This window comes from Variovorax sp. GW531-E2 (assembly GCF_059423125.1).
Window position 1 is genome coordinate 1 of record NZ_JBWKXQ010000084.1, and the last position, 22419, is coordinate 22419.

Below are 22419 nucleotides of genomic sequence, written 5' to 3' on the forward strand. Positions count from 1 at the left end.
TCGCAGAACTCGCTTCGCTCAAACAGCTGCGAGCCCTGATCCGCGAAACGCTGCGCTCCTCGGCGCAGCCAGAGGGGATTTGGACACCGGACGGGCCTTCGCTTCGCTCGGCCCCGGAACTTCCAGCGGCCAGATGCCACGGGGTTGCTCGTACTCGTACGTGTACATGTGCCTGCGCCAGCGCCAGCGCCAGCGCCCTGTCCAGTTCCACGTCACGCCCCATGCGAGCAGCAGCAGGCGCGAAGCGCCTGCTGCTGCTCACTGGCCGAGCGAAGCAAAGGCCCGTTGGTATCCAAACCCCTTCTGTATGCGCCGAGGAGCGGAGCGTTTCGCGGATCAGGGCTCGCAGTTGTTTGAGCGAAGCGAGTTCTGCGAGACCCCGCGGAACGTGAGCACCGCAGGTTGCCCGCAGCGAAGCGGAGGGACGCAGACAGCAGGGTCGCCTTTCTTTTGCCTACGTTTCTTTGGCGAAGCAAAGAAAAGTAGGTCGGCCGCCGGGCCGAGACCCGGCCTCGGGAAGCAAACCAAGCCAACACCTCAACGAACTACCCCCGAAACCTCTTCCGAGTCAAAGCCAAAGCAACCCAGAAAGCAACGACCGCATACAAAACCAACACACCCGCATGCACCCACCACCCCTCAGGCCACCGATCCATAAACAGCGGCCGCACCAAGGCAACAGCATTCGTCAAAGGCAACCAAGCAGCCACAGCACGCACAACAGAAGGCAACTGCTCCAGCGGAAAAAACACCCCACTCAAAAACATCATCGGCGTCATGAACAACGTGAAGTAGTACGTAAAAAAGTCATACCCCTTAGCCAACGCATTGAAGATCAACGCCACAGAAGAAAACGTGATCCCACACCCGATCAACACCATCCACGCCACGATCAACTTCGGGCTGTGACTGATCCCAAGCCCAAGCATCACAAACAAGATCGCAGTCACAGTAAAAATCGACTTGAACGCCGCCCACAACATCTCCGCAAGCACGATGTCATCCAGCCCCACCGGCGCATTCATGATCCCGTCCCAAGTCTTCTGCACATGCATCCGAGAAAACGCCGAATACAGCGCCTCGAAGCTCGCCGCATTCATCGCGCTCATGCAGATCGACCCACTCGCCAGGAACAGGATGTACGGCACCTGTGTGCCATCCACCGTCACCTGCCCGACGAGAGCGCCCATCCCGTAGCCAAACGCCACCAGCCAGATCAGCGGCTCCGCGATGTTCCCGATCAGGCTCGGCAAGGCAAGCTTGCGCCACACCAGCAGGTTGCGCAAAAACACCGGCCACCATCGCATCGACAGCTCAGGCGCACGCCACACAGAGGGTGAAGGCGGCACAGGTGAGTCGGGAGAAACGGCAGAAGAAGCTGTGGTTGTGTTCATAGAAAGAAGGCCTAGCCATCCTGGCGAATCTGCCGACCGGTGAGCTTGAGGAAAAGATCTTCCAGATTGGCCGGCCGATGAAAGGTGCGCAGCCCGCCATGCTGCGTCAGCGCATCAAGCAAACGCCGCGCATCCTGCGTGTAGAAGAACACCGTCTCGCCGCTCACTTCCACGCGCGCAGCCAGCGCCTGCAGCTCGGCCGATCCGGCCAGCGACAGCGCCCCATTGCCATACACCTCGACCACATCAGGCTCCAGATGCTCGGCAATCAGGTCGCGCGGCCGGCCCTCGGCGATCTTGCGGCCGTGGTCGAGCACCAGCAGCCGCGAACACAGGCGCTCGGCCTCGTCCATGAAGTGCGTGGTCAACAGGATCGACTTGCCCTGCTGCAACAGCACCTGCAACCGCTCCCACATCAGGTGCCGCGCCTGCGGATCAAGCCCGGTGGTGGGCTCGTCGAGCAGCAACAGCTTGGGGTCGTTCACCAGCGCACGCGCCAGCGACAGGCGCCGGCGCATGCCGCCCGACAGCTCGCCGGGCTTGGCGTCGGCCTTGTGCGAGAGCGCGGCGAACTCCAGCAGCTGCGGCACGCGCGCACGCACATGCGCCTTGCTGAAGCCGAAATAACGGCCGTACACCACGAGGTTCTCGGCGCAGCTGAAGTCGGGGTCGAGGGTGTCGAACTGCGACACCACGCCCAGCTGCGCCTTGATGGCCAGCGCGTCGCGCGGCATCTGCAGGCCCAGCGCCTCGATGCTGCCACCGTCGGGGGCGGTGAGGCCCAGGCACATGCGGATGGTGGTGGTCTTGCCCGCACCGTTCGGCCCGATCACGCCCAGACACTCGCCGGGCGCGATCTCGAACGAGAGGTCGTCGACGACCGTGGTCTCGCCGTAGCGCTTGCGCAGCCCACGGACCTGGAACAACGGGGAAGAAGACGAAGAGGAAGGCGAGGAGGGGGTGGTGTGGGATGGCACGCGGCCATTCTGACGCAGCCGGCCGATTGGCGCAGCAGCTACATGCGCAAGCCGCTGAACTCGGTTTTCATCCAGTCGATGAAGGCCCGCGTGCGCGCCGGCAACAGCCGCGCGTTCGGGTAGATCACGCTCACGGGCCGGGGCGCGGGCTCGTAGTCTTCGAGCACCAGCTGCAGCCGGCCCTGCGCCACATGCGGCAGCACCTGGTAGGAGAAGAAAGTGCCGAAGCCCATGCCCGCGGCGCAGGCCTCGATGGCGGGCGCGAGGTGGTTGAACTCGAGGCGGTTGTCGGGGGTCACGTGCACGGTCTTGCCGCTGTCGCGGAACGCCCATTGCGACGGTGCATCGATGCGCCCGCGCACGCAGGGTGCGCCCGCCAGGTCGCGCGGATGGCGCGGCACGCCGTGCTGCGCCAGGAAGGCGGGGCTGGCCGCCACCACGCGGCGGATGGTGCCCAGCGTCTGCGCCACCAGCGACGAGTCTTCGAGCGGGCTGATGCGGATGCCGACATCGATGCCCTCCTCGAGCAGGTTCACCGTGCGGTCGTGCAGCCGCACGCTGCAGCGCACCTTCTCGTGGCGCTGCATGAAACGCACGATGGCCGGCGCCACGTACATGTGGCCGAACAGCACCGGCGCGGTGATGACCAGCTGCCCCGCGGGCTCGCGCGCCTCGGCCTTCAGCGCCTGGTCGGCGGCGTCGGCCGCGAGCAGCACCTCGCGCGCGCTCGGCAGATAGTGGCGGCCTTCCTCGGTGAGCGACAGGCGCCGCGTGGTGCGGTGAAACAGGCGCACGCCCAGATGCGCCTCGAGCGCGGCGAGCGCGCGCACCACGGCGGGCAGCGAACTGCCGAGCGCCTCGGCGGCGCGGGTCAGGCTGCCCTGGTCGGCAATCTGCACGAAGGTCTGCATGGCCTTGAAGCGATCCATGGCGCGATTAAACCGGAAAACGCAGCAGTCAAATCCGGAAAAGGCTATTCATTCATTTGGTGGAAGAGAGAAGAATCGAGGCCATACCCACCCGAAGGACTCTTCATGATCGAGAACAGCACCAACAACACCCGCCAGCCCGCCCAGCCGATCCAGCTCTTCGGCAGCGCCATCTCGGGCCACGTGCACCGCGTGCGCTTCTTCCTCTCGGTGCTGGGCCTGCCCTTCGAGATCGTCGAGCTCAACCTGCGCCAGCGCGAGCACCGCACGCCGGAGTTCCTGGCGCGCAACCCCTTCGGCCAGGTGCCGGTGATTGAGGACGGCGAGGTCACGCTGGCCGACTCCAACGCCATCCTCGTGTACCTCAACGAACGCTACGCCCCCGACCCGGCGCGCTGGATGCCGCGCGACCCGGTGGGCGCGGCGCGCGTGCAGCGCTGGTTCTCGGTGGCGGCCGGCCCACTGGCCTACGGCCCGGCGGCGGCGCGCATCATGGTGCTGTTCGGCGTGGACGCCGACCGCACCGAGACCGTCAAGCGCTCGCACGCGCTGCTCGCGGTGATGGAGACCTGCCTGTCCGAGCAGCCCTTCCTCGCGGGGCCGTCGGCCACGCTGGCCGACATCGCGAACTACGCCTACGTGGCCCATGCGCCCGAAGGCAGCGTGTCGCTCGACGCCTACCCGCAGCTGCGCGCCTGGCTGGCGCGCGTGGAAGCCTTGCCCGGGTTCGTGCCGATGGTGCGTTCGCCGGTCGGCCTGGCGGTGGCGTCATGATCGCCGCACCCTTCCACGCCGGCGAGCGCGCGCTGCAATCGCTCGTGGGCGCGCGCGAGCAGATGGAGGCGATGGGCCCGCGCGTGATCCGCGACTACATGCCCGACCAGCACCGCGAGTTCTTCGCGCTGCTGCCGTTCCTCGTGGTCGGCAGCCTCGACGCCGACCTGCAGCCGTGGGCCAGCATGCTCGCCGCGCCCGCCGGCTTTGCGCACTCGCCCGACGCGACGCACCTGCGCATCGATGCACTGCCGGGCGCCGGCGATCCGCTCACCGGCCAGCTCGCGCCCGGTGCCACGCTGGGGCTGCTGGGCATCCAGCCGCACACGCGGCGGCGCAATCGCATGAACGGCACGGTCGAGGCGCTCGATGCAGCGGGCTTCATGGTCGAGGTGCAGCAGAGCTTCGGCAACTGCCCGCGCTACATCCAGGCGCGCGAGCCGGTGTTCGCCGCACCGCCGGCCAACGAGCCCGCCGTGCAGTGGCTCGACACGCTCGACCTCGCGGCCGAACGGCTCATCGGCGCGTCCGACACGCTGTTCATCGCCACGGCCTACCCCGACGCGGTGGCGGTGGGCGACGCGGCCGATGCACGCTCGCACGGCGTCGACGTGTCGCACCGCGGCGGTCGGCCGGGCTTCGTGCGCGTCGATGCGGGCGGCGTGCTCACGGTGCCCGACTTCAACGGCAACCGCTTCTTCAACACGTTGGGCAACCTGCAGGCGCATCCGCGCGCGGGTCTGCTGTTCGTCGATTTCGACACGGGAGAGCTGCTGCACCTGAGCGCCACGGCAGAGATCGTCACGGAGGGGCCCGAGGTGGCGGCGTTCGAAGGGGCGGAGCGGCTGATGCGCTTTCATGTCACCCGCGCGCTGCGCCGTCCGGCCGCGCTGCCGCTGCGCTGGGGCGAGGCCGCGTTGTCGCCGCACCTGGCGGGCACGGGGCGCTGGGCCGCGCACTGACTAGTCGAAGACGGGAATGCGCCCGTTGACTGACGGCCGATAGTGCCAACTGAGCGCATCGAGATCGGGTGCGCTTCGTTGACGCAACAGCGCTTCGAGGCCAGCAGCTGCCAGCGTGCAAGCCAGCGCCTGCCCCGGACATGCATGCATGCCATGGCCGAAGCCAAGCACGCGGCGCTGCGCACGCACGGGCATGAAGCGGTCGGGCTCGGGGTTGAACGCCGGGTCGCGGTGCGCCGAGGCCAGCAGCACCAGCACCGCATCGCCCGCCGCCAGCGAGGTGCCGGCGATCTCGACGGGCTCGATCGCGAAGCGGCGCGTGTTCTGCACCGATGGGTCATGGCGACACGTCTCCTCGACGATGGTGAGCAGCCCATCGCGCGTGCGCGCCAGCGGGCGCAGCGCAGGCTCGCGCGCCAGTGCGATCAGGCTGTTGCCCAGCAGGCCCGCTGTGGCGTCGCAGGTCTGCGAGAGCAGGCCCACGAGGTTCGCCAGCAGCGCGCGCGAGAGCGGCGCGCTCGCGGCACTTTCGGCCAGCACCGCTGCCAGCAGCGTGCCGTCGCGCGGCGAGGCGTTCGCGCTCAGGGTTTCGAAACGGTTCATCAGCGCGCCGGCCGCCACGCTCGCCGCTTGCAGCTGGTCGGCGTTCGACAGCGGTGAAAGGCAGGCGACGAAGTCGCGCATCCAGCGGTCCACCTGCGGCAAGGTCGCATCGTCGAAACCAAGCAGGTGGGCCATCGCCCGCACGGGCAGCGAGAACAGCGCCTCGGACAGCGGCGCCTGCGCCGGCACTTGCCGCGCCACGTCGAGCGCGGCGGCGTGCGCCGCCTGCAGGTCGAGCCCGGCCAGCGCGCGCTGCAAGGCCGGCCGGTGCGCCTGGTGCGCGGGGCCGTCGTTCATGCGCACGAGGTGGCCGAACACCTCGCCCGCCGGGCTGCCCACGATCGCGCGCGGCACGGGCTCGGCAGCGGGGCGCACGCGCAACGCGCCGTGGGCCTGCAGCACCTGCATGACGACATCGGCGCGGCTCGCGACCCACACGCGCAAGCCGTCGTGCCACGCGAGCGGCGGGCCGTCGCGCAGCGTGGCGTAGTACGGGTACGGGTCGGCATGCGTGGCGGCGGCGACCGGGTCGGCGGGGTGGTGGGTGAGGGTGGCGGTGTTCATGGCGCGCAGTGTGCATTCGCCGCCGCCGACACACTTCGGTCGCGAACGAAGTGTGGGATGCGGCGTCGCCTTAGGATGCCCGCATGGACGACACCACCGCTTCCGACTTCCAGCTCGCCCGCCTCGCCGGCGCCATCGCCGAGCCGGCGCGTGCCCGCATGCTGAACTGCCTGATGGACGGCCACGCCCGCACTGCCACCGAGCTGGCCACGGTGGCCGAGGTGGCGGCCTCGACCGCGAGCGCGCACCTCGCGCGCCTGAAGGAAGAGCGGCTGGTCGAGGTGCTCGTGCAAGGCAAGCACCGCTACTTCCGCCTGGCCAGCGACGACGTGGCCGCCGCGCTCGAAAGCCTCATGGTCGTGGCCGGCGCGTCGCGCCCTGCGGCCACCGCCTTCCAGCCCAACACGCCGAGCCGCCTGCGCAGCGCCCGCACCTGCTACGACCACATGGCCGGCACCGCGGGTGTCGCGCTGCACGACCGGCTGCATGCGCAGGGCTGGCTCAGCGGCCTGGCGAGCGGCTCGTACGAACTCACGCCCGACGGCGCCATCGCGCTGGAGAGCCTGGGCGTCGAGGTCGACGCCGTGCGCCGCTCGCGCCGCCGCTTCGCCTGCGCCTGCCTCGACTGGAGCGAACGCCGCCCGCACCTGGGCGGCGCGCTCGGCGCCGCGTGGCTGCAGCTGTCGCTGCGGCGCGGCTGGGTGCGGCAGGAACTCGACGGGCGCGCGCTCACGCTCACGCCGAAGGCGCAGCGCGAGATGCCGGAGTTGTTTGCCTGAGGGCGAAGGCGCTCAGGCCTTCAGCTTGAGCAGGTAAATGAGCGGGCCGGCCATCGCCGTGTCGAGTTCGAGAAAGCTCTCGAAGTCCTTCCCCGCCATCCAGTACGGGTCCCAGTTGTTGCGCTTGATGGTCTTCTGCCAGAGGTCGTGCGTGGTGGCGCGTTGCACCGCCTCGAGCAGCTGGCCGCGGCGGTAGGGCGGCACCTTCTTGCCGGTCATCACGCCGCGCCAGTTGGCCAGGTCGGCGTCCACGCCCTGCTGGCGCACCGAGGCGATCCCCTGGAACGGGTGCTTGGACGACACGCCGATGGCGCGCAGCTTGCCGTTGGCGATGTTCTCGGCGAACTCGCTGTAGCCCGAGATGCCGACCGCCGCCTTGCCCGTTTCGAGCGCCTCGACCACCTGCGCGCCGCCCGGGTGCGGCTGGTAGTTCAGCGACGCCGAGGCGCCGGCCACGCGCGCCAGCATGCCGGCGAACATGTGGTCCACGCCGCCGGCCGAGCCGCCCGCGATGACCGTGTTGGCGGCATCGGCGCGCAGCTGGGCGACGAGGTCCTTGGGGGTCTTGATGGGCGAGTCGGCCTTGACGGCGACCACCTCGTAGTCGCTGGTCAGGCGCGCCACGGGCGACACATGCGCCAGCGTGACGGCGGGCTTTTGCAGCGCCACCGCGCCGACCATCACCATGCCGCTGACCAGCAGCGCCTCGGGGTCGGCGTCGTACTTCTCGACGTACTTGGCCAGCCCGATGGTGCCGCCCTTGCCGCCGATGTTCTCGTAGGTGACGGTGCCCACGGCGCCCGAGGCCAGCAGGGCGGCGCCGAGGGCGCGGCCGGTCTGGTCCCAGCCGCCGCCTTCGTTCGCAGGAATGACGATGCGCAGCTTGCTGCTCAGCGGCGCGTCGGCCGCGCGGGCGTTGCCGGCCCACAGCGCGGCCTGGCCCGCACCGGCGGCAGCGGCCGAGGCTGCCAGCCAGGTGCCGAAGCGGCGGCGGGACAGGGGAAGGGCGGCGGCAGGCGGCGAAGACGGGCGCATCGTGTTTCCAGTTGTGTACGTGACAGCCAATGATGTCCGCGAAACAAGGCAAACACGCCCTCGCCCGCACAGGGAGAAACCCTGAGGGGACAAAGGGGAGAAAGGCGTCGGAGCCTACTGGAAAGCCACTTCCGCGAAGCTTCGCAGCTTGCGGCTGTGCAGCCGGGTGGTGCCCTCCTGGCGCAGGATCTCGATGGCGCGCATGCCGATGCGCAGGTGCTGTTCCACGCGCTCGCGGTAGAAGTGGTTGGCCATGCCGGGCAGCTTGATCTCGCCGTGCAGCGGCTTGTCACTCACGCACAGCAGCGTGCCGTAGGGCACCCGGAAGCGGAAGCCGTTGGCCGCGATGGTCGCGCTTTCCATGTCCAGCGCCACGGCGCGGCTCTGGCTGAAGCGGCGCTGCGGCTGGTTGCCGGGCAGCAGCTCCCAGTTGCGGTTGTCGGTGCTGGCCACGGTGCCGGTGCGCATGATCGTCTTCAGGTCGGGGCCCTCGCACTTCGTGACGTCGGCCACCGCCTGCTCGAGCGCGAGCTGGATCTCCGACAGCGCCGGAATCGGCACCCACAGCGGCAGCTCCTCGTCGAGCACGTGGTCCTCGCGCACGTAGGCGTGGGCCAGCACGTAGTCGCCCAGCTGCTGCGTGTTGCGAAGGCCCGCGCAGTGGCCCAGCATCATCCAGGCGTGCGGGCGCAGCACGGCGATGTGGTCGGTGATGGTCTTGGCGTTGGCCGGGCCGACGCCGATGTTGGTCATGGTGATGCCGCTGTAGTCCTCGCGCACCAGGTGGTAGGCCGGCATCTGCGGCAGGCGCGGCGGCGCAGTGCCCTGGCTGCCGTCCAGCAGGTGGGCGAAGGTGTCGCTGTGGCCGGCGGCCAGCCCGCGCCGGCGCGTGATCACGTTGCCGGGCTCGATGAAGGCGATGTACTCGCTGTTTTCGTCGGCCATGGCCTCGTGGCCCAGGCGCACGAACTCGTCGATGTAGAACTGGTAGTTGGTGAACAGCACGAAGTTCTGGAACCACTCGGGCGCCGTGCCCGTGTAGTGGCGCAGGCGGTGCAGCGAGTAGTCGACGCGCGCCGCCGTGAACAGCGACAGCGGCTGCGGCTCGCCGGGCAGCGCCTCGAAGGTGCCGTTGGCGATGCCGTCGTCCATGGCGCCCAGGTCGGGCAGGTCGAACACGTCGCGCATGAGGGCGCGGCGCTCGGCGCTCATCGTGCCTTCGATGTGGTCGTTCTCGGCGAACGAGAAGTGGATCGGGATGGGCTGCGTGCTGGTGCCCACCTCGATCTCGACCTGGTGGTTTTCCAGCAGCAGGCGGAACTGGTCGAGGTAGTAGCGCGAGAACAGGTCGGGCCGCGTCAGCGTGGTCTCGTAGCGGCCGGGGCCGGCCACGAAGCCGTAGCTCAGGCCGGCGTTGGCCGGCGGCGTGTGGCGCGAGACGGTGTGCGTGTGCACCCGCACGAACGGGTAGCAGGCCCGCACCCGGCCCGGCAGCGCCTCGCCGGCGACGAAGCGCAGCATCGATTCGCGCAGGTGGGCCAGGCCGCCCTGGTAGATGGCTTTGACCTGGTCGAGCGCCTCGGCGGCGTCGGTGAAGCGGGCGGGAGCGACGAAGGTGGGCATGTAGGGCATGCCGTCATTGTGCAATGCGCCCGTGTCGATGGGGAGGCCAGACGGTCAGTCCAAAAGGCAGGCCAGCACCTTGGCCAGCATGTCGTCCACGTCCGTGGCCTGCACCGCGCCGGGCAGGGCGACGTCGCCGTGCATCACGAACACCGGCTTGCCCCATTTCAGCCCCATCGCCATCTCGGACAGCGTGCCCATGTTGCCGCCGATGGCGACCAGGCACACGCCGCTGCGCGCGATGATGCCGTTGCGCATCTCGCCCATGCCGGTGGGAATGGCCACGCTGAGCCATTCGTTGGCATTGCGGTCGTCGTCCTCGGGCAGGATGCCCACGGCGATGCCGCCGGCCTCCACCGCGCCGCGCGAGGCCGCGGCCATCACGCCGCCGCGCCCGCCGCAGACCACCGCCATGCCCGCGCCGGCCAGCGCATGCGCCACCGCGTAGGCGGCCTCGCATTCGGCCGGGCCGCCGTCGCCCGGGCCGAGCATCGCCACCGGCTGGCGGTGGCGATGGGGCCCCCACTGCCGTTGCGCCAGGCGCGTCAGCGCCTCAGTGACCGGCGCCGACAGCACCGCGCTCGCGCCTTCGTGTAAAGACATCGCCCACTCCCATCACGACCACACACACCACCATCAGCACCAGCGACAGGGCCGCCGCCACCGCGAAATCGGACCCGCCGTCGCCCACCTGCGCGAGCAGCATCAGCGGCAGGATGTTCAACTGCGTGCCCACCAGCGCCAGCGCCGTGCCGTAGGTGCCCATGGCAATCGCGGCCACCATGCAGGCGTTCGACAGCACCGAGGGCAGCACCTCGGGCAGCACCGTGTCCCGGAAGGCGCGCGCCTTCGAGGCGCCCAGCGTGCGCGCCGCCTGCGCCGGGCGCAGGTCGAGGTTGGCGAACACGGGGTACAGCGACAGCGCCACGCGCGGGATCAGGTAGTAGGCATACGCCAGCCCCAGGCCCGACACGCTGTAGATCCAGCTGCCGATGACGGCCGGGTCGGCGCCCAGGCCCGCGAGCAGCTGCGTCACGAAGCCGGCGCGGCCGAAGGCGAGGATGAAGCCGTAGGCGATCACCAGCCCCGAGAACGCCAGCGGCAGGCCCAGCAAGGTCATCATCCATTGGCGCCGGCCTTCGGGCTGGCGCGCCAGTTCGATGGCGATGCATGTGCCCACCAGCGCCGAGATCGCGCCCGCCGCCAGGCCCAGGCCCAGCGTGTTGCGCAGTGCGCCCAGGAACAGCGGGTTGCCGAACAGCCGCCCGAAGGCACTGCCGCCCTCGCCGAAGGCCTCGGGCAGCAGCGCCGCCAGCGGCACCGCGAAGAACAGCGCCATGAAGGCCCACGCGGGCCAGGCGCCAAAGCGTCGCATCACGGCCTTCTTCTTACTTGCCCAGCGCGGCCTGCGCCCAGAGCTTGTCGACCTCGGCCTTGCGCTCCGAGGCCTTCACCACGTCGAGGGGCTTGATCTGCGGCGCGGCCGGCATCTTGGCCGCGACATCGGCCGAGAGCGGCGTGCCCGGCACGGCAGGCCGCACGAAGCCCTGCGCGAACAGCGACTGGCCGGCCTCGCTCATGATGAAGTTGAGCCACAGCTTGCCGGCGTTCGGGTTCGGGCCGTTCTTCACCAGGCTGATGGCATAGGGCGCGGCCACGCTGGCCTCCTTCGGGATCACGACCTCGATCGCGTCGCCCATGCCGTCGACGTGCTTGGCCTTCAGGCCGTCGTTCTCGTAGCTGATCCACACCGGGATCTCGCCCTTCAGGAACTTGGCATACGGCGTGGTGCCTTCCACGCGCAGCACGTTGCCGGCCGCATGCAGCTTGCCCAGGTAGTCGGTGCCGGGCTGCACGTTGTCCACGCTGCCGCCATTGGCGTAGGCCGCCGCGAAGGTCAGCACCTGGCCGATGCCGGTCGAGCGCGGGTCGAGGTAGACCACCGTGCTCTTGAACTCGGGCTTGAGCAGGTCGGCCCAGCCGGTGGGCACGTTCTTCACCAGCTTCTTGTTCACGAGGAACGCGATGTTGAGCGTGTGGATGGTGAACCAGCGGCCCTCGGCCTCGCGGAACACGGCGGGCAGCTTGTCGAAGTTGACGGGCTTGAAGGGCGCGACCACGTCCTTCTTCGCGGCATCGACAGCGGAGGCGGCGAAGTAGTAGGCGGTGTCGGCCTGCGGGCGGCGCTTGGTTTTTTCGAGCGCGACCACGGTGGCGGCTGAGCCGATGTCGTTGTAGGTCAGCTCGATCTCGGGGTAGCGCTTCTTGAAGTCGCGGAACAGCGACTTCCAGTTGGCCCACTCGGGGCCGGTGTCGAAGGAGACGCACAGGCCTTCCTTCTGCGCTTCGGCGTACAGCGCCTTCTCGCCCGCGTAGAGCTCGGGGCCGTCGAAGGCGAAAGCGGTGCGCGCGAGCGACAGCACGGGCAGTGCGCCGGCGGCCTGGATCAGATGTCTGCGTTGCATGGGGGGCTCCTTGGAAGGAAAAGGTCAGTGGTCGAGCAGGCGAAGGTGTTCGGGGGCGATGGCGATCGCTTCGGCCGCCGGCGCGGCCGACTCGGCGAGGAAGGGCTTGCCCGCGCCCGTCACGTCGAAGTCGTAGCGCGTGAGCGCACCCAGGTAGCGCTGCGCGCCGGTGCGGCCGGCCAGGCGGTTCACGCTGTCGGGCGCCGGGTCGGGGCGGATGTGTTCGGGGCGCACCAGCACGTGCACCGCGGTGCCGAAGGGCCGGTTGCCGGTCTCGGCGAAGAGCTCGGCAAAGCCCATGTCGAGCCGGCCCGGCGAGGCCACCTTGGCGGGCAGGATGGTCGAGAGCCCGACGAACTCGGCCACCGCGCGGCTGGCAGGGTGCTCGTAGATCTCGCGCGGCGTGGCGATCTGCAGCAGGCGGCCGTCTTTCAGCATCGCTACGCGGTCGGCCATCACCAGCGCTTCTTCCTGGTCGTGCGTGACCAGCAGCGTGGTCGCGTTGAAGCGCTGCTGGATCGCGCGGATCTGGTCGCGCAGGTGGCCGCGCACGCTGGCGTCGAGTGCCGACAGCGGCTCGTCGAGCAGCAACGCACGCGGATCGATGGCGAGCGCACGGGCCAGGGCCACGCGCTGCTGCTGGCCGCCCGAGAGCTGCGCCACCGCGCGCTGTGCATGGTCGCCCAGCCCGACGATGTCGAGCAGCTCCTGCGCGCGCTGGCGGCGCGGGGCCGTGTCCACCTTGCGCAGCTTGAGCCCGTAGGCCACGTTGTCCAGCACGCTCAGGTGCGGAAACAGCGCGTAGCTCTGGAACACCATGCCGATGTGGCGCTGGTGCACCGGCGTGCGCGACATGTCGTCGCCGCCGAGCACGATGCGGCCCGTGTGGCCGGTCTCCAGCCCCGCCACCAGCTTGAGCAGCGTCGACTTGCCCGAGCCGCTGGGCCCGATCACTGCCACGAGTTCGCCCGTGCGCACGTCGAGCGACACGTCGTGCAGGCCGTGCGCGCTGCCGGGGTAGTTGTAGCTGACGTTGTCCAGGAGGAGGCTCATGCGCGCTGCTTCACCAGAGAAGAGGAAAGAAGGGCCGACGCGCTCGCCAGCACGAGAAGGATGACGGTCGCCGCGCAGGCAAAGCCCGTCGCGCCGTAGAAGGCCTGCAGCAGCACCACCGGGTAGGTGCGGTTCTGGAAGCTCGTGAGCAGGTTCGACAACCCGAACTCGCCCACCGAGATGGCCGCCACCATCACCAGCCCGCTGATCAGGCTCTGGCGCAGGCTGGGCAGCACGATGCCGGTGAACTGCTGCCAGCCCGAGGCGCCGAGCGTGGCGGCGGCCTGCTCGAGCCGCCCGAGGTCCAGGTGGCGCAGGTCGGTGAGCAGCGTGTTGGTGAGGTAGGGCAGCGTGAGGATCGCGTGCGCCGCGATCAGCAGCGGCATCGAGCCCAGCCACGGCGCGAGGTCGGTGTTGAACACGATCATGTAGCCGAAGGCCAGCGTGATGGTCGGCACCGCGACCGGCGTGGCGCTCACGATGCGCGCCGCGATGCTGCTGCCGCGCCGCGCGCCGTGGTACAGCGCATAGGCCAGCGGCAGCGCCAGCACCGTGTTGATCGCGCAGGCCGCCATCGCCACCACGAGGCTGCTCACGAAGGCCTTGCGGAACGAGGTGTCCAGCCACAGGTCGACATACCACTGCCCGGTGACGCCCGTGGGCAGCAGCGTGTTGGTCCAGTTGCCGCCGAAGCTGCCGATCGCCAGCAGGGCGATGGGCAGCAGCAGGTACAGGCCGTAGACGAGCGAGATGCCGCGAATCAAGGGGGTGTCTCCGAAGGTCTAGCGCACCCGGCATACTTTCCGGATGCTCTACTTTTTGCCCACGGCGGATTGCCGCGTTCCAGCGAATTCTAGGAAGCAGATGCACACTTATGGGTGAAAGTTGGATGACGACACTTGAGCAATCGGCAAGTGTTTTTCACACGACTTTCATCAACCGGAGCCAGGCATGAAACGCGACTGCCCCACCATCCAGGAACTGCTGGCCTTCGACGCCGTGGCGCGCCAGCAGAGCATCACGCTCGCGGCCGGTGCCCTGTGCATCACCGTGAGCGCCGTCAGCAAGCAGATCGCGGGGCTCGAGGCTTTCCTGGGCCGCGAGCTGCTGCAGAAGAATGGGCGCGGCGTGCAGCTCACGCCGCAGGGGCGCGTGTACTGGCAGAAGATCTCGGGCGGCTTGCGCGCCATCGAGACCGCGACCTTCGAGGCCCGCTCGGGCGATGCCGGCGCCGGCCTGCTCACGCTGGCCAGCGTGCCCACCTTCCTCACAAAATGGCTCATTCCGCGCCTGCCGGCCTTCAGCCAGAAAAGCCGCCACGTGATGCTGAGCTTCAGCCGCCACCTGGAGCCCAGCGACGGCATCCCGGCCGGCGTGGACGCCGCCATCCGCTACGGCCCTGACGGCTGGCCCGGCGTGGTGTCCGAATACATTGCGGGGCGCGAGTTCGTGCTGATCGTGGCGCGCGCGCTGGTCGAGGGGCGGCATCGCATCGTGCAGCCCATCGACATCGTCGGCCACACCTTGCTGCACCACGAGGGCGCACCCACCGCCTGGCGCCAGTGGGCCGCGCAGCACGGCGTGCCCGAGGTGCAGACCGTGGCCGGCCCGCGCTTCGCGCAGTACTCGGCGCTGATCCAGGCGGCGCTCAACGGGCTGGGCATCGGCCTCGTGCCCAAGCTGCTGGTGCAGGAAGAGCTGGCCGAAGGCGCGCTGCTGAGCCCCTGCGGCACGCCGGTGCGCGTGGACCAGGGCCACTACCTGTGCTACCGGCCCGACCGCCTCGACCTGCCGGCCTTCGCGGCGTTTCGCGAATGGATCATGGGCGAAGGGCAGAAGTCGCGCGGCGTGGAGCTATAGCATCACGGCGGTATTCGCGATGGTCATGTCTGAGCTGGCAAGTAAACGGACCCTCAACGCGAGAAGAATCTGACCCGGAAAATGGACCATGAAAACTGAGATAGCGACCTTGCTACGGGAAGCGCAAATGCAAGATCCGGAAACGCCGGAGTTCTATGCGTGGAGCACGACCGCGGTGACAAACTTCCCAATCACGCCTCAACCAGTATTGGATTGCCTTGAAGTTGTCCGCTTTGACTATCCGAGCAGTCCTGGTCATGAGTATCGATTGAGGTCAGACGAGATCGTTGATGATGAGACCGCCTCGCTTGTAAGGAGTGCTTGGCACACAGCAGGAGGGAGTAACAACCCTGAATCGGGCCTCAATGCGGTGAGGGTTGCAGGTGTTGAGCTTGTGCGATCGCAGCTTTCCTCTGTCCTATGGATGGTTTCTCGAATGAAAATCTATCGAGAGTTTTATCCCGAGAGGGCAGAGCAGTATTTGGAGCGAGTTCATGCCCTTCCTTGGGGCAACAGCAAGCTCTTTGTGCAGGAAGATTTTTTAGCTCTTTCTCTCGTTGGGGTGTCGGAGTCGGCAGCAGACACGCTTTTCAACTGGTCTGCTCATGTTGACGGTGTGAGTGGAAAACCAGCGTTTCTAACAACAACTCCCGCTTCGGATTCGGTCTGGCCGCTTACTCAGGAGGCGCTGCTTGCGGGCGTTGCGGTGCTTTGGATTGACGCTGCTCTTGCGCAACAAGATCCGAGACAGAAGCAAAGATTCATGTCATCTGCCGCAAGCGCGATGTGGCAGGCCGGCTTCGTTTCGGGCTGGGATGGCAGGGAGGAAATGTTGCGCAGTGACGCAAAGCATGCGGGTAGAAAAGGTGGTGCAGAGCGTCACAGGGCGACTCGCGAGTTGAAGCAGTGGGCACTTGTCCAAGCGGCAACCCAGAAAGGCTCCGATATTGCAATCGCCCGCCGTCTTGCTTCACAGGTTCCCGAACGGCTTCGAGACGCATCGGCAGATCCTGAGCGATTGATCTATGAGGCGTTGAGGGCGGCGGCCGGTGATCGGAGCTCGACAAGCTGATCAACTCCCGGCTGCCGGGGTAGCCGTAACGGCAAGGCTGCCTGTTGCAGCGGCAAGCCTGTTTCGGGAGCTGCCTTAGACGCCCCTTCCCGCACAGTCTGACCACACTCACAACTGAACGGTGAATCTCGTGGAATTGACAAAACTGAGCCCTGGTGTGCTCGCTGAATACCTGGCAGTGATCGAAGCGCATCCGTTTGCTTCGCTACTGATCGCATTCGTCCTCGTCGGCTTTTTCGGCATCCGGCGGAGCTTGCAAAAGAAGGCCGAGAAGTAGGCGGTGTTCCCGTAAACATGATTGCAATTGGGGTGCGCCAAGCAAACAGACTCGAAAGATGACCAAAAGCATGTGCAAAGGCAAGAAGCCAAAAGTCGGGGTAATTCATGAAGGCCGTTGATCTAACCGGGAGGGCGTATATGAAAGTCGCAGTCATGGGTGCCGGCGCGGTCGGCTGTTACTACGGCGCCATGCTGGCGCGCGCGGGCCACGAAGTCGTGCTGATCGGCCGGCCTTCGCATGTGGAGGCGGTGCGCGCGCACGGGCTGCGGCTGGAGACCAAGGCCTTCGATGAACAGGTGCGCCTCGAGGCCAGCACCGAAGCGGGCGCCGTGCAGGGCGCCGACCTCGTGCTGTTCTGCGTGAAGTCCACCGACACCGAATCGGCCGCCGCGCAGATCCAGCCGCACCTCGCGCCCGGCGCGCTGGTGCTCACGCTGCAGAACGGCGTCGACAACGACGCGCGCGTGCGCGCGGCGCTGCCGTCGCACGACGTGGCCGCCGCCGTGGTCTATGTGGCGACCGAGATGGCGGGGCCGGGCCATGTGAAGCACCACGGCCGCGGCGAGCTGGTGATCGCGCCGTCGCGCCGCAGCGACGAGGTCGCGCAGGCGCTGATCGCCGCCGGCGTGCCCACGCAGATTTCCGACAACGTGCGCGGCGCGCTGTGGGCCAAGCTGGTGCTCAACTGCGCCTACAACGCGCTGTCGGCCGTGTCGCAGCTGCCGTATGGCGAGCTCGTGCAGGGCACGGGCGTGACGGACGTGATCCGCGACGTGGTCGCCGAATGCCTCGCGGTGGCGAAGGCCGAGGGCGTGGTGATTCCGGGCGACGTCGACGCGGCGGTGCGCGGCATCGCGCAGTCGATGCCCTCGCAGTACTCGTCGACCGCGCAGGACCTCGCACGCGGCAAGCGCAGCGAGATCGACCACCTCAACGGGCTGGTCGTGCGGCGCGGCGAGGCGCTGGGCGTGCCGACGCCGGCGAACCGGGTGCTGTTCGTGATGGTGAAGCTGCTGGAAGGCAAGCAGCCCCAGGCCGGCGCCTAGCCGGGCATGGGTTCGCGCATCGTCACGAACTCTTCGGCGGCGGTGGGATGGATGCCGATGGTGCTGTCGAACAGCGCCTTTGTCGCGCCCGCGCGCATCGCCACCGCGAAGCCCTGCACCACCTCGCCCGCGTCCGCGCCCACCATGTGCAGGCCCACTACGCGATCGCTCTTCTTGTCGACCACGAGCTTCATGAAGGTGCGCTCGCTGCGGCCCGAGAGGGTGTGGCGCAGCGACTTGAACTCGCTGGAGAACACGGTGACCTCGCCGAACTTCGCGCGCGCGTCGATCTCGCTGTAGCCGCAGGTGCCGATGTTGGGATGAGTGAACACGGCAGTGGGAATGAACTCGTAGTCCATGCCGCGCTTGCCCTTGCCGAACAGCGCGTCGACCACCACCATCGCTTCGGCCAGCGCCACGGGCGTGAGCTGCACGCGGGTCGACACGTCGCCCACCGCGTAGATCGACGGCACCGAGCTGCGGTAGTGCGCATCGACCGCGATGGCACCCTTGTCGTCGAGCTTCACGCCCGCCGCCTCGAGGCCGAGGCCCTGCGTGTTGGGCACGCGGCCGGTGGCGAAGAGCACGGTGTCGGCCTCGATCTGCTGGCCGCGCGCGAGCGTGACCACGAGGCCGTCGGGGCCGCGCGCGATCGACGAGGCCTCGCAGTTCAGGCGCACGTCGACGCCGGCCTTGCCCATCTCGTTGGCAAGAAACTGGCGCACGTCGTCGTCGAAGCCGGTGAGCAGGTGGGCGCGACGGTGCAGCTGTGTCACCTTGGAACCCAGGCCGTTGAAGATCGACGCGAACTCGCAGGCGATGTAGCCGCCGCCCACCACCAGCAGGCGCTTGGGGAACGGGTCGAGGTCGAACATCGCGTCGGAGGTCACGATGTGTTCGCGGCCTGGAATCTCGGGCACGAAGGGTGTGCCGCCGGTGGCCACCAGCAGATGGCGCGCGGTGTGGCGCTTGCCTTCGATTTCCACCGTGTGCGCATCGACCAGCTGGGCCCAGCCGGTGACGAGCGTGACGCCCGAGTTCTTCAGCAGCGAGCCGTAGATGCCGTTGAGCCGGCTGATCTCCTTGGCGCGCTGGGCCTTGAGATGCGCCCAGTCGAACTGCGGCGCCGACGGGAGCTTCCAGCCGTAGCCTTCGGCTTCCTCGAAAGACTCGGCATAGCCGGCCGCATAGCTGTAGAGCTTCTTCGGGATGCAGCCCACGTTGACGCAGGTGCCGCCGAGCTCGGCGGCCTCGGCCAGCGCGACGCGTGCGCCGGTCTGCGCCGCCATGCGCGCGGCGCGCACACCGCCGCTGCCGCCGCCAATGACGAAGAGGTCGAAATCGAATGGTTGCATGTGAAAGACGCTCCTTGCGGCCGACTGTAGCGGCGGGGCGGCGGCGGCGCTTTCGGCATGGGCATGGCCGTGAAGCACCGCGGCCTGCGAGGGTCTTTGCCGAGGGGCGCTTGACCCTGAAGCTGCTTCAGGGAATCCACTGCAATCAGGCCCGCGGGAATTCATCGCCACCGGCGACGTTGCCACCGGCCTGTTGCACGACGCAAGGGAGAAACACATGGGCATGCTGGAACGACTCTTCGGTGGACATGGCGGCGCGCGCCACGGCGGTGGTGGTGGGCACCATGGTTCGCAAGGTGGCTATGGGTATGGCCGCGACGCACCGCCGCCGCCACCCGGCGGCAGCGCCTGCCCGGCCTGCCGCGCGGTGAACGTCGCCGGTGCGCGCTTCTGCCAGCAATGCGGCACGTCGATGCTGCCCGCGGCCTGCCGGCAGTGCGGCACGGCGCTGGTGCCCGGCGCGAAGTTCTGCGCGCAATGCGGGCAGTCGACGCAGGCGACGTAGCGCGGCTGACGCGCGAAAAATGGGGCGGGCCGCCAGCGAGAATCCGCGCTTGTCGGCAATGAAGGAGGAGCCCCATGAAGAACGATTCCAACAGGCAGAAGAAAAAGGACGGCGCGGCACTGGCGTGGCTGCCGGTCCTGGCGCTGTGCGCGATGGCCGTCGCGCCGGCCGGCGCGCAGCTCGCGCGCAAGCCGTCGTACTACCAGCAACAGAACCAGCCACAGCCCGAAGGGCCTGCCGCGCAATTGGTGCCGCGCCCGGCCGTGCCCGCCTCGTTGCCGGCGCTGCGCAGCCAGGGCGATTTCGACACGCTGGCGCGCGTCTACGACGCGGGCACGCCGATGCAGCTGGCCCATGTGCTGTTCGCGATCGACCGACAGGCCAAACCGGCGCGCATGCACTACATCGACACGCCGCGCTTCCAGCTGCACGTGCGCTTCCTGCGCGACACGCGGCTCACGCCGAACACGATCAAGCGCGAGATCGACCGCAACTACCTCGTGCCCGACCGCCGCTTCCTGTTCGGCACGCTGAGCTGGCAGCAGAACATCGGCACCTTCACCTACGAGTTCTGGGAAGGCGACCGGCTCACGGTGCCGCTGCTGCGCGAGGCCGAGGCGCAGGTGAAGGCCAGCTTCTTCGCGCCGGTGAAGTTCAAGACCAACTCCACGCTGCACGAGCGCATCGCGAAGGAGGCCGGCATCGACTTCGTGAGCCAGGAGGCGCTGATCCGCGAGCAGCCCTTCCTGCCGATGAACCTGGGCACCGCCACCGGCCGCGTGCGCATCGTGAACGACGCCTCGGGCCTGAACGCGCTGCTGCCCGACGACATCGCCGTGCTGCGCGAGGTGCCGATCAACCTGCCGCCGGTGGCCGGCGTGCTCACCGAGCGGCCGTCCACGGCGCTATCGCACGTCAACCTGCTGGCCAAGGGCTGGGGCATTCCGAACGCCTACGTACGCGATGCCGCCACGGTGTTGAAGGCGCACGCGGGCCAGTGGGTGGCGTTGAAGGTGGCGGCCTCGGGCTACCAGCTGCGCCGCCTCACGCCGGAAGAAATCGCCGCGCTGCCGCCGCGCGCCGCGCGTGCCGCCGCCACCGGCGCGCTGCCCGGCAGCAAGGCCGCGAAGCCCGACCTGCGCGAGACGCGCCTGCTGCCGCTGGCCTCGCTGCGTGCGCGCCACAGCGTGTATTGCGGCTCGAAGGCGGCCAACCTCGGTGCGGTGCTGGCCGCGCGCATTCCCTCGACCACCGTGCCCGACGGCTTCTGCATTCCGTTCGCGCACTACGACCGCTTCATGCGGTCGAACGGGCTGGCCGAGCGCCTCGCGCGCATGCAGCAGCAGCCCGGCTTCGCGGGCGACCCGCAGGTGCGGCAGAAGGCGCTGGCGCAGCTGCGCGACGAGATCGTGCAATGGCCCGTCGAGCCTGCCACCGCGGCGGCCTGGCGCGCGGCGTGGCAGGCGCAGCTGGGCGGGGGCGGCGTGTTCGTGCGCAGCTCGTCCAACTCGGAAGACCTGCCGGGCTTCAGCGGCGCGGGGCTCTACACCACGGTGCCCAACGTGAAGACCGGCGACGCGCTCGAGCTCGCGGTGAAGAAAGTGTGGGCCTCGGTGTTCAACCCCGAAGCCTGGGAGGCGCGCAGCGCCGCGGGCTTCGGCGCCGAATCGGTGCTGATGGGCGTGTTCGTGCAGACCGCCATCGACTCGACCAACGCCGGCGTGATGATCACGCGCGACCCCTTCGACGCGGGCCACCCGCACGTCACCTACATCTCGGCCAAGCGCGGCATCGGCATCCGCGTGGTCGAGGGCAAGCGCGTGGCGGAGCAGGTGATGTACTCGAGCTGGTCCAAGGCCATCCAGGTGCTCAGCCGCTCGGCCGAGGAGACGGCGCTGCAGCTGGACAAGGACGGCGGCGTGAAGGAAGTGCCCGTGGAAGTCGGCCGCCACGTGTTGACCGACGAACTGGTGGTGCGGCTCGCCGCCGTGGGCGCGGCGGTGAAGCGCACCTTCAATGCGGTCGACCAGGACATCGAATGGGCGACGGTGGGCGACAAGATCGTGCTGCTGCAGGCGCGGCCGTATGTGGAGCGGCGGCGCTAGTTCACTGCGCGCTCAGCCCGGCACGGCGCGCGGGCGGTGGCCCGGCAGCGTGTTCAGCGGAATGCGCAGGTAGGCCACGCCGTTGTCGTCGGGCGGCGGCAGGCGGCCGCCGCGCACGTTGACCTGCATCGACGGCAGGATCAGCGTCGGCACTTCGAGCGTGGCGTCGCGCGCGGTGCGCATGCGCACGAACTCGTCTTCGCCGATGCCGTCGCGCACGTGGATGTTGTGGGCGCGCTGCTGCGCCACCGTGCTCTGCCAGCGCGGCTCGCGCGTGGCGGGCGGGTAGTCGTGGCAGACGTACAGCGTGGTCTCGGGCGGCAGCGCGAGCAGCCGGCGCATCGAACGGTAGAGCTCGCGCGCGTCGCCGCCCGGGAAGTCGGCGCGGGCGCTGCCCAGGTCGGGCATGAAGAGCGTGTCGCCGACGAAGACCGCGTCGTCGACGAGGTAGGCCATGTCGGCCGGCGTGTGGCCGGGCACGCGCAGCGCCTGCGCCTCGATCTCGCCGATGTGAAAGCGTTCGCCGTCCTTGAACAGGTGGTCGAACTGGCTGCCGTCGGGCAGGAAGTCGCGTTCCAGGTTGTAGAGGCTGCGGAAGGTGGCCTGCACCGTGCGGATGTGCTCGCCGATGGCGATGCGCCCGCCGGCCTGCGACTGCACATGGCGCGCGCCCGAGAGGTGGTCGGCGTGCGCGTGGGTCTCCAGGACCCAGTCGACCTGCAGCGCCTGCGCGCGCACGTAGGCCAGCAGGCGGTCGGCCGACGCGGTGTCGGTGTGGCCGGAGCGGAAGTCGTAGTCGAGCACCGGGTCGATGACGGCGGCGCGCTTCGTCGCGCGGTCCCAAGTCACGTAGGACACCGTGCCCGTCGCGGGATCGAAGAAGGCCTGGGTGGTGGCGCGTGGGGGCATGGGGGTCGGGGTCATCGGCGCTCCTTCTGCGGTGCCTGGAAGCCAGGCACTCATTCAATCAATCAAGCGACAAATATTATATGAATTCATATAATGTTATTTCGCGAACTGTCATCCCCCCATGAAGAC

General features: G+C 68.5%; 22 protein-coding genes. 9 read left to right on the plus strand and 13 right to left on the minus strand.

The annotated features are described in order from the left end of the window. Positions 1-545: 545 nt before the first annotated feature. From AC07XP_RS29985 to AC07XP_RS29995, 3 genes are read right to left on the minus strand one after another with little or no spacing between them, the layout of a single operon-like run. Positions 546-1394, minus strand: coding sequence for an ABC transporter permease (locus AC07XP_RS29985; protein WP_495266712.1), 849 nt, complete (start codon positions 1392-1394; stop codon positions 546-548). Between the two features lie 11 nt (positions 1395-1405). Next, on the minus strand, positions 1406-2371 hold the full coding sequence (locus AC07XP_RS29990) for an ATP-binding cassette domain-containing protein (protein ID WP_062481101.1): 966 nt from the start codon (positions 2369-2371) through the stop codon (positions 1406-1408). Between the two features lie 38 nt (positions 2372-2409). Continuing rightward, positions 2410-3300, minus strand: a complete 891-nt coding sequence (locus tag AC07XP_RS29995) for a LysR family transcriptional regulator (RefSeq protein ID WP_495266713.1) — start codon at positions 3298-3300, stop codon at positions 2410-2412. Positions 3301-3405: 105 nt separating this feature from the next. Between AC07XP_RS29995 and AC07XP_RS30000 the strand changes: the two genes are divergently transcribed. After that, the gene (locus tag AC07XP_RS30000; protein ID WP_487847444.1) at positions 3406-4074 is read left to right on the plus strand and encodes a glutathione S-transferase family protein; all 669 of its coding nucleotides are present in this window, start codon (positions 3406-3408) and stop codon (positions 4072-4074) included. After that, positions 4071-5036 carry a flavin-nucleotide-binding protein gene (locus tag AC07XP_RS30005; protein WP_495266714.1) on the plus strand — a complete coding sequence of 322 codons (966 nt, stop codon included), beginning with the start codon at positions 4071-4073 and terminating at the stop codon, positions 5034-5036. Before AC07XP_RS30000 ends, AC07XP_RS30005 begins: the two co-directional genes overlap by 4 nt. Here the strand turns inward: AC07XP_RS30005 and AC07XP_RS30010 are convergent, their stop codons facing one another. Next, complete coding sequence (locus AC07XP_RS30010) at positions 5037-6203, minus strand: cytochrome P450 (RefSeq protein ID WP_495266715.1); 1167 nt, start codon at positions 6201-6203, stop codon at positions 5037-5039. An 83-nt stretch (positions 6204-6286) separates the two neighbouring features. Between AC07XP_RS30010 and AC07XP_RS30015 the strand changes: the two genes are divergently transcribed. Continuing rightward, positions 6287-6982, plus strand: a complete 696-nt coding sequence (locus AC07XP_RS30015; protein ID WP_495266716.1) for an ArsR/SmtB family transcription factor — start codon at positions 6287-6289, stop codon at positions 6980-6982. A 12-nt stretch (positions 6983-6994) separates the two neighbouring features. Here AC07XP_RS30015 and AC07XP_RS30020 read toward each other — a convergent pair whose 3' ends face one another. The 7 genes from AC07XP_RS30020 to AC07XP_RS30050 all read right to left on the minus strand — a co-directional run bounded on the left by AC07XP_RS30020 (position 6995) and on the right by AC07XP_RS30050 (position 13922). Continuing rightward, the gene (locus tag AC07XP_RS30020) at positions 6995-8017 is read right to left on the minus strand and encodes a Bug family tripartite tricarboxylate transporter substrate binding protein (RefSeq protein WP_174250308.1); all 1023 of its coding nucleotides are present in this window, start codon (positions 8015-8017) and stop codon (positions 6995-6997) included. Positions 8018-8131: 114 nt separating this feature from the next. Next, on the minus strand, positions 8132-9649 hold the full coding sequence (locus AC07XP_RS30025) for an AMP nucleosidase (protein WP_062481401.1): 1518 nt from the start codon (positions 9647-9649) through the stop codon (positions 8132-8134). 45 nt (positions 9650-9694) lie between these two features. Continuing rightward, positions 9695-10243 carry a TIGR00725 family protein gene (locus AC07XP_RS30030; protein WP_495266717.1) on the minus strand — a complete coding sequence of 183 codons (549 nt, stop codon included), beginning with the start codon at positions 10241-10243 and terminating at the stop codon, positions 9695-9697. Further along, positions 10194-11015: an ABC transporter permease gene (locus tag AC07XP_RS30035; protein ID WP_062481405.1), complete on the minus strand. Its 822-nt coding sequence runs from the start codon at positions 11013-11015 to the stop codon at positions 10194-10196. The genes AC07XP_RS30030 and AC07XP_RS30035 overlap by 50 nt, the downstream gene beginning before the upstream one ends. A gap of 13 nt (positions 11016-11028) precedes the next feature. Then, positions 11029-12105, minus strand: a complete 1077-nt coding sequence (locus AC07XP_RS30040) for an extracellular solute-binding protein (RefSeq protein ID WP_495266718.1) — start codon at positions 12103-12105, stop codon at positions 11029-11031. A gap of 24 nt (positions 12106-12129) precedes the next feature. Continuing rightward, complete coding sequence (locus AC07XP_RS30045) at positions 12130-13158, minus strand: ABC transporter ATP-binding protein (protein WP_495266719.1); 1029 nt, start codon at positions 13156-13158, stop codon at positions 12130-12132. Continuing rightward, positions 13155-13922, minus strand: a complete 768-nt coding sequence (locus AC07XP_RS30050) for an ABC transporter permease (protein ID WP_070061918.1) — start codon at positions 13920-13922, stop codon at positions 13155-13157. Before AC07XP_RS30050 ends, AC07XP_RS30045 begins: the two co-directional genes overlap by 4 nt. A 187-nt stretch (positions 13923-14109) precedes the next feature. Between AC07XP_RS30050 and AC07XP_RS30055 the strand changes: the two genes are divergently transcribed. The 4 genes from AC07XP_RS30055 to AC07XP_RS30070 all read left to right on the plus strand — a co-directional run bounded on the left by AC07XP_RS30055 (position 14110) and on the right by AC07XP_RS30070 (position 17416). Continuing rightward, positions 14110-15018, plus strand: coding sequence for a LysR substrate-binding domain-containing protein (locus AC07XP_RS30055; RefSeq protein WP_495266720.1), 909 nt, complete (start codon positions 14110-14112; stop codon positions 15016-15018). Between the two features lie 88 nt (positions 15019-15106). Continuing rightward, the gene (locus AC07XP_RS30060; protein ID WP_495266721.1) at positions 15107-16090 is read left to right on the plus strand and encodes a hypothetical protein; all 984 of its coding nucleotides are present in this window, start codon (positions 15107-15109) and stop codon (positions 16088-16090) included. 121 nt (positions 16091-16211) lie between these two features. Then, positions 16212-16367, plus strand: a complete 156-nt coding sequence (locus tag AC07XP_RS30065) for a hypothetical protein (protein WP_495266722.1) — start codon at positions 16212-16214, stop codon at positions 16365-16367. Between the two features lie 140 nt (positions 16368-16507). Beyond that, complete coding sequence (locus AC07XP_RS30070; RefSeq protein WP_495266723.1) at positions 16508-17416, plus strand: ketopantoate reductase family protein; 909 nt, start codon at positions 16508-16510, stop codon at positions 17414-17416. Here AC07XP_RS30070 and gorA read toward each other — a convergent pair. After that, positions 17413-18771, minus strand: coding sequence for a glutathione-disulfide reductase (gene gorA, locus AC07XP_RS30075; RefSeq protein ID WP_495266724.1), 1359 nt, complete (start codon positions 18769-18771; stop codon positions 17413-17415). The genes AC07XP_RS30070 and gorA overlap by 4 nt on opposite strands. A gap of 223 nt (positions 18772-18994) precedes the next feature. Here gorA and AC07XP_RS30080 point away from each other — a divergent pair, with 223 nt between their 5' ends. Both AC07XP_RS30080 and AC07XP_RS30085 read left to right on the plus strand, forming a co-directional pair. Continuing rightward, a complete protein-coding gene (locus tag AC07XP_RS30080; protein WP_495266725.1) occupies positions 18995-19276 on the plus strand; it encodes a double zinc ribbon domain-containing protein in 282 nt (93 codons plus the stop codon). 74 nt (positions 19277-19350) lie between these two features. Then, positions 19351-21381 (plus strand): PEP/pyruvate-binding domain-containing protein, encoded by a 2031-nt coding sequence (locus AC07XP_RS30085; RefSeq protein WP_495266726.1) that lies wholly within the window; start codon positions 19351-19353, stop codon positions 21379-21381. A 12-nt stretch (positions 21382-21393) separates the two neighbouring features. Here the strand turns inward: AC07XP_RS30085 and AC07XP_RS30090 are convergent, their stop codons facing one another. Then, positions 21394-22305, minus strand: coding sequence for an MBL fold metallo-hydrolase (locus tag AC07XP_RS30090; RefSeq protein WP_495266727.1), 912 nt, complete (start codon positions 22303-22305; stop codon positions 21394-21396). Positions 22306-22419 lie beyond the last annotated feature (114 nt).

Bases quoted from the DNA above. Each gene is read 5' to 3' on its own strand.
- AC07XP_RS29985 (WP_495266712.1), bottom strand. From the start codon at position 1,394: ATGAACACAACCACAGCTTCTTCTGCCGTTTCTCCCGACTCACCTGTG.
- AC07XP_RS29995 (WP_495266713.1), bottom strand. From the start codon at position 3,300: ATGGATCGCTTCAAGGCCATGCAGACCTTCGTGCAGATTGCCGACCAG.
- AC07XP_RS30000 (WP_487847444.1), top strand. From the start codon at position 3,406: ATGATCGAGAACAGCACCAACAACACCCGCCAGCCCGCCCAGCCGATC.
- AC07XP_RS30005 (WP_495266714.1), top strand. From the start codon at position 4,071: ATGATCGCCGCACCCTTCCACGCCGGCGAGCGCGCGCTGCAATCGCTC.
- AC07XP_RS30010 (WP_495266715.1), bottom strand. From the start codon at position 6,203: ATGAACACCGCCACCCTCACCCACCACCCCGCCGACCCGGTCGCCGCC.
- AC07XP_RS30015 (WP_495266716.1), top strand. From the start codon at position 6,287: ATGGACGACACCACCGCTTCCGACTTCCAGCTCGCCCGCCTCGCCGGC.
- AC07XP_RS30020 (WP_174250308.1), bottom strand. From the start codon at position 8,017: ATGCGCCCGTCTTCGCCGCCTGCCGCCGCCCTTCCCCTGTCCCGCCGC.
- AC07XP_RS30025 (WP_062481401.1), bottom strand. From the start codon at position 9,649: ATGCCCTACATGCCCACCTTCGTCGCTCCCGCCCGCTTCACCGACGCC.
- AC07XP_RS30030 (WP_495266717.1), bottom strand. From the start codon at position 10,243: ATGTCTTTACACGAAGGCGCGAGCGCGGTGCTGTCGGCGCCGGTCACT.
- AC07XP_RS30035 (WP_062481405.1), bottom strand. From the start codon at position 11,015: ATGCGACGCTTTGGCGCCTGGCCCGCGTGGGCCTTCATGGCGCTGTTC.
- AC07XP_RS30040 (WP_495266718.1), bottom strand. From the start codon at position 12,105: ATGCAACGCAGACATCTGATCCAGGCCGCCGGCGCACTGCCCGTGCTG.
- AC07XP_RS30045 (WP_495266719.1), bottom strand. From the start codon at position 13,158: ATGAGCCTCCTCCTGGACAACGTCAGCTACAACTACCCCGGCAGCGCG.
- AC07XP_RS30055 (WP_495266720.1), top strand. From the start codon at position 14,110: ATGAAACGCGACTGCCCCACCATCCAGGAACTGCTGGCCTTCGACGCC.
- AC07XP_RS30060 (WP_495266721.1), top strand. From the start codon at position 15,107: ATGAAAACTGAGATAGCGACCTTGCTACGGGAAGCGCAAATGCAAGAT.
- AC07XP_RS30070 (WP_495266723.1), top strand. From the start codon at position 16,508: ATGAAAGTCGCAGTCATGGGTGCCGGCGCGGTCGGCTGTTACTACGGC.
- gorA (WP_495266724.1), bottom strand. From the start codon at position 18,771: ATGCAACCATTCGATTTCGACCTCTTCGTCATTGGCGGCGGCAGCGGC.
- AC07XP_RS30080 (WP_495266725.1), top strand. From the start codon at position 18,995: ATGCTGGAACGACTCTTCGGTGGACATGGCGGCGCGCGCCACGGCGGT.
- AC07XP_RS30085 (WP_495266726.1), top strand. From the start codon at position 19,351: ATGAAGAACGATTCCAACAGGCAGAAGAAAAAGGACGGCGCGGCACTG.
- AC07XP_RS30090 (WP_495266727.1), bottom strand. From the start codon at position 22,305: ATGACCCCGACCCCCATGCCCCCACGCGCCACCACCCAGGCCTTCTTC.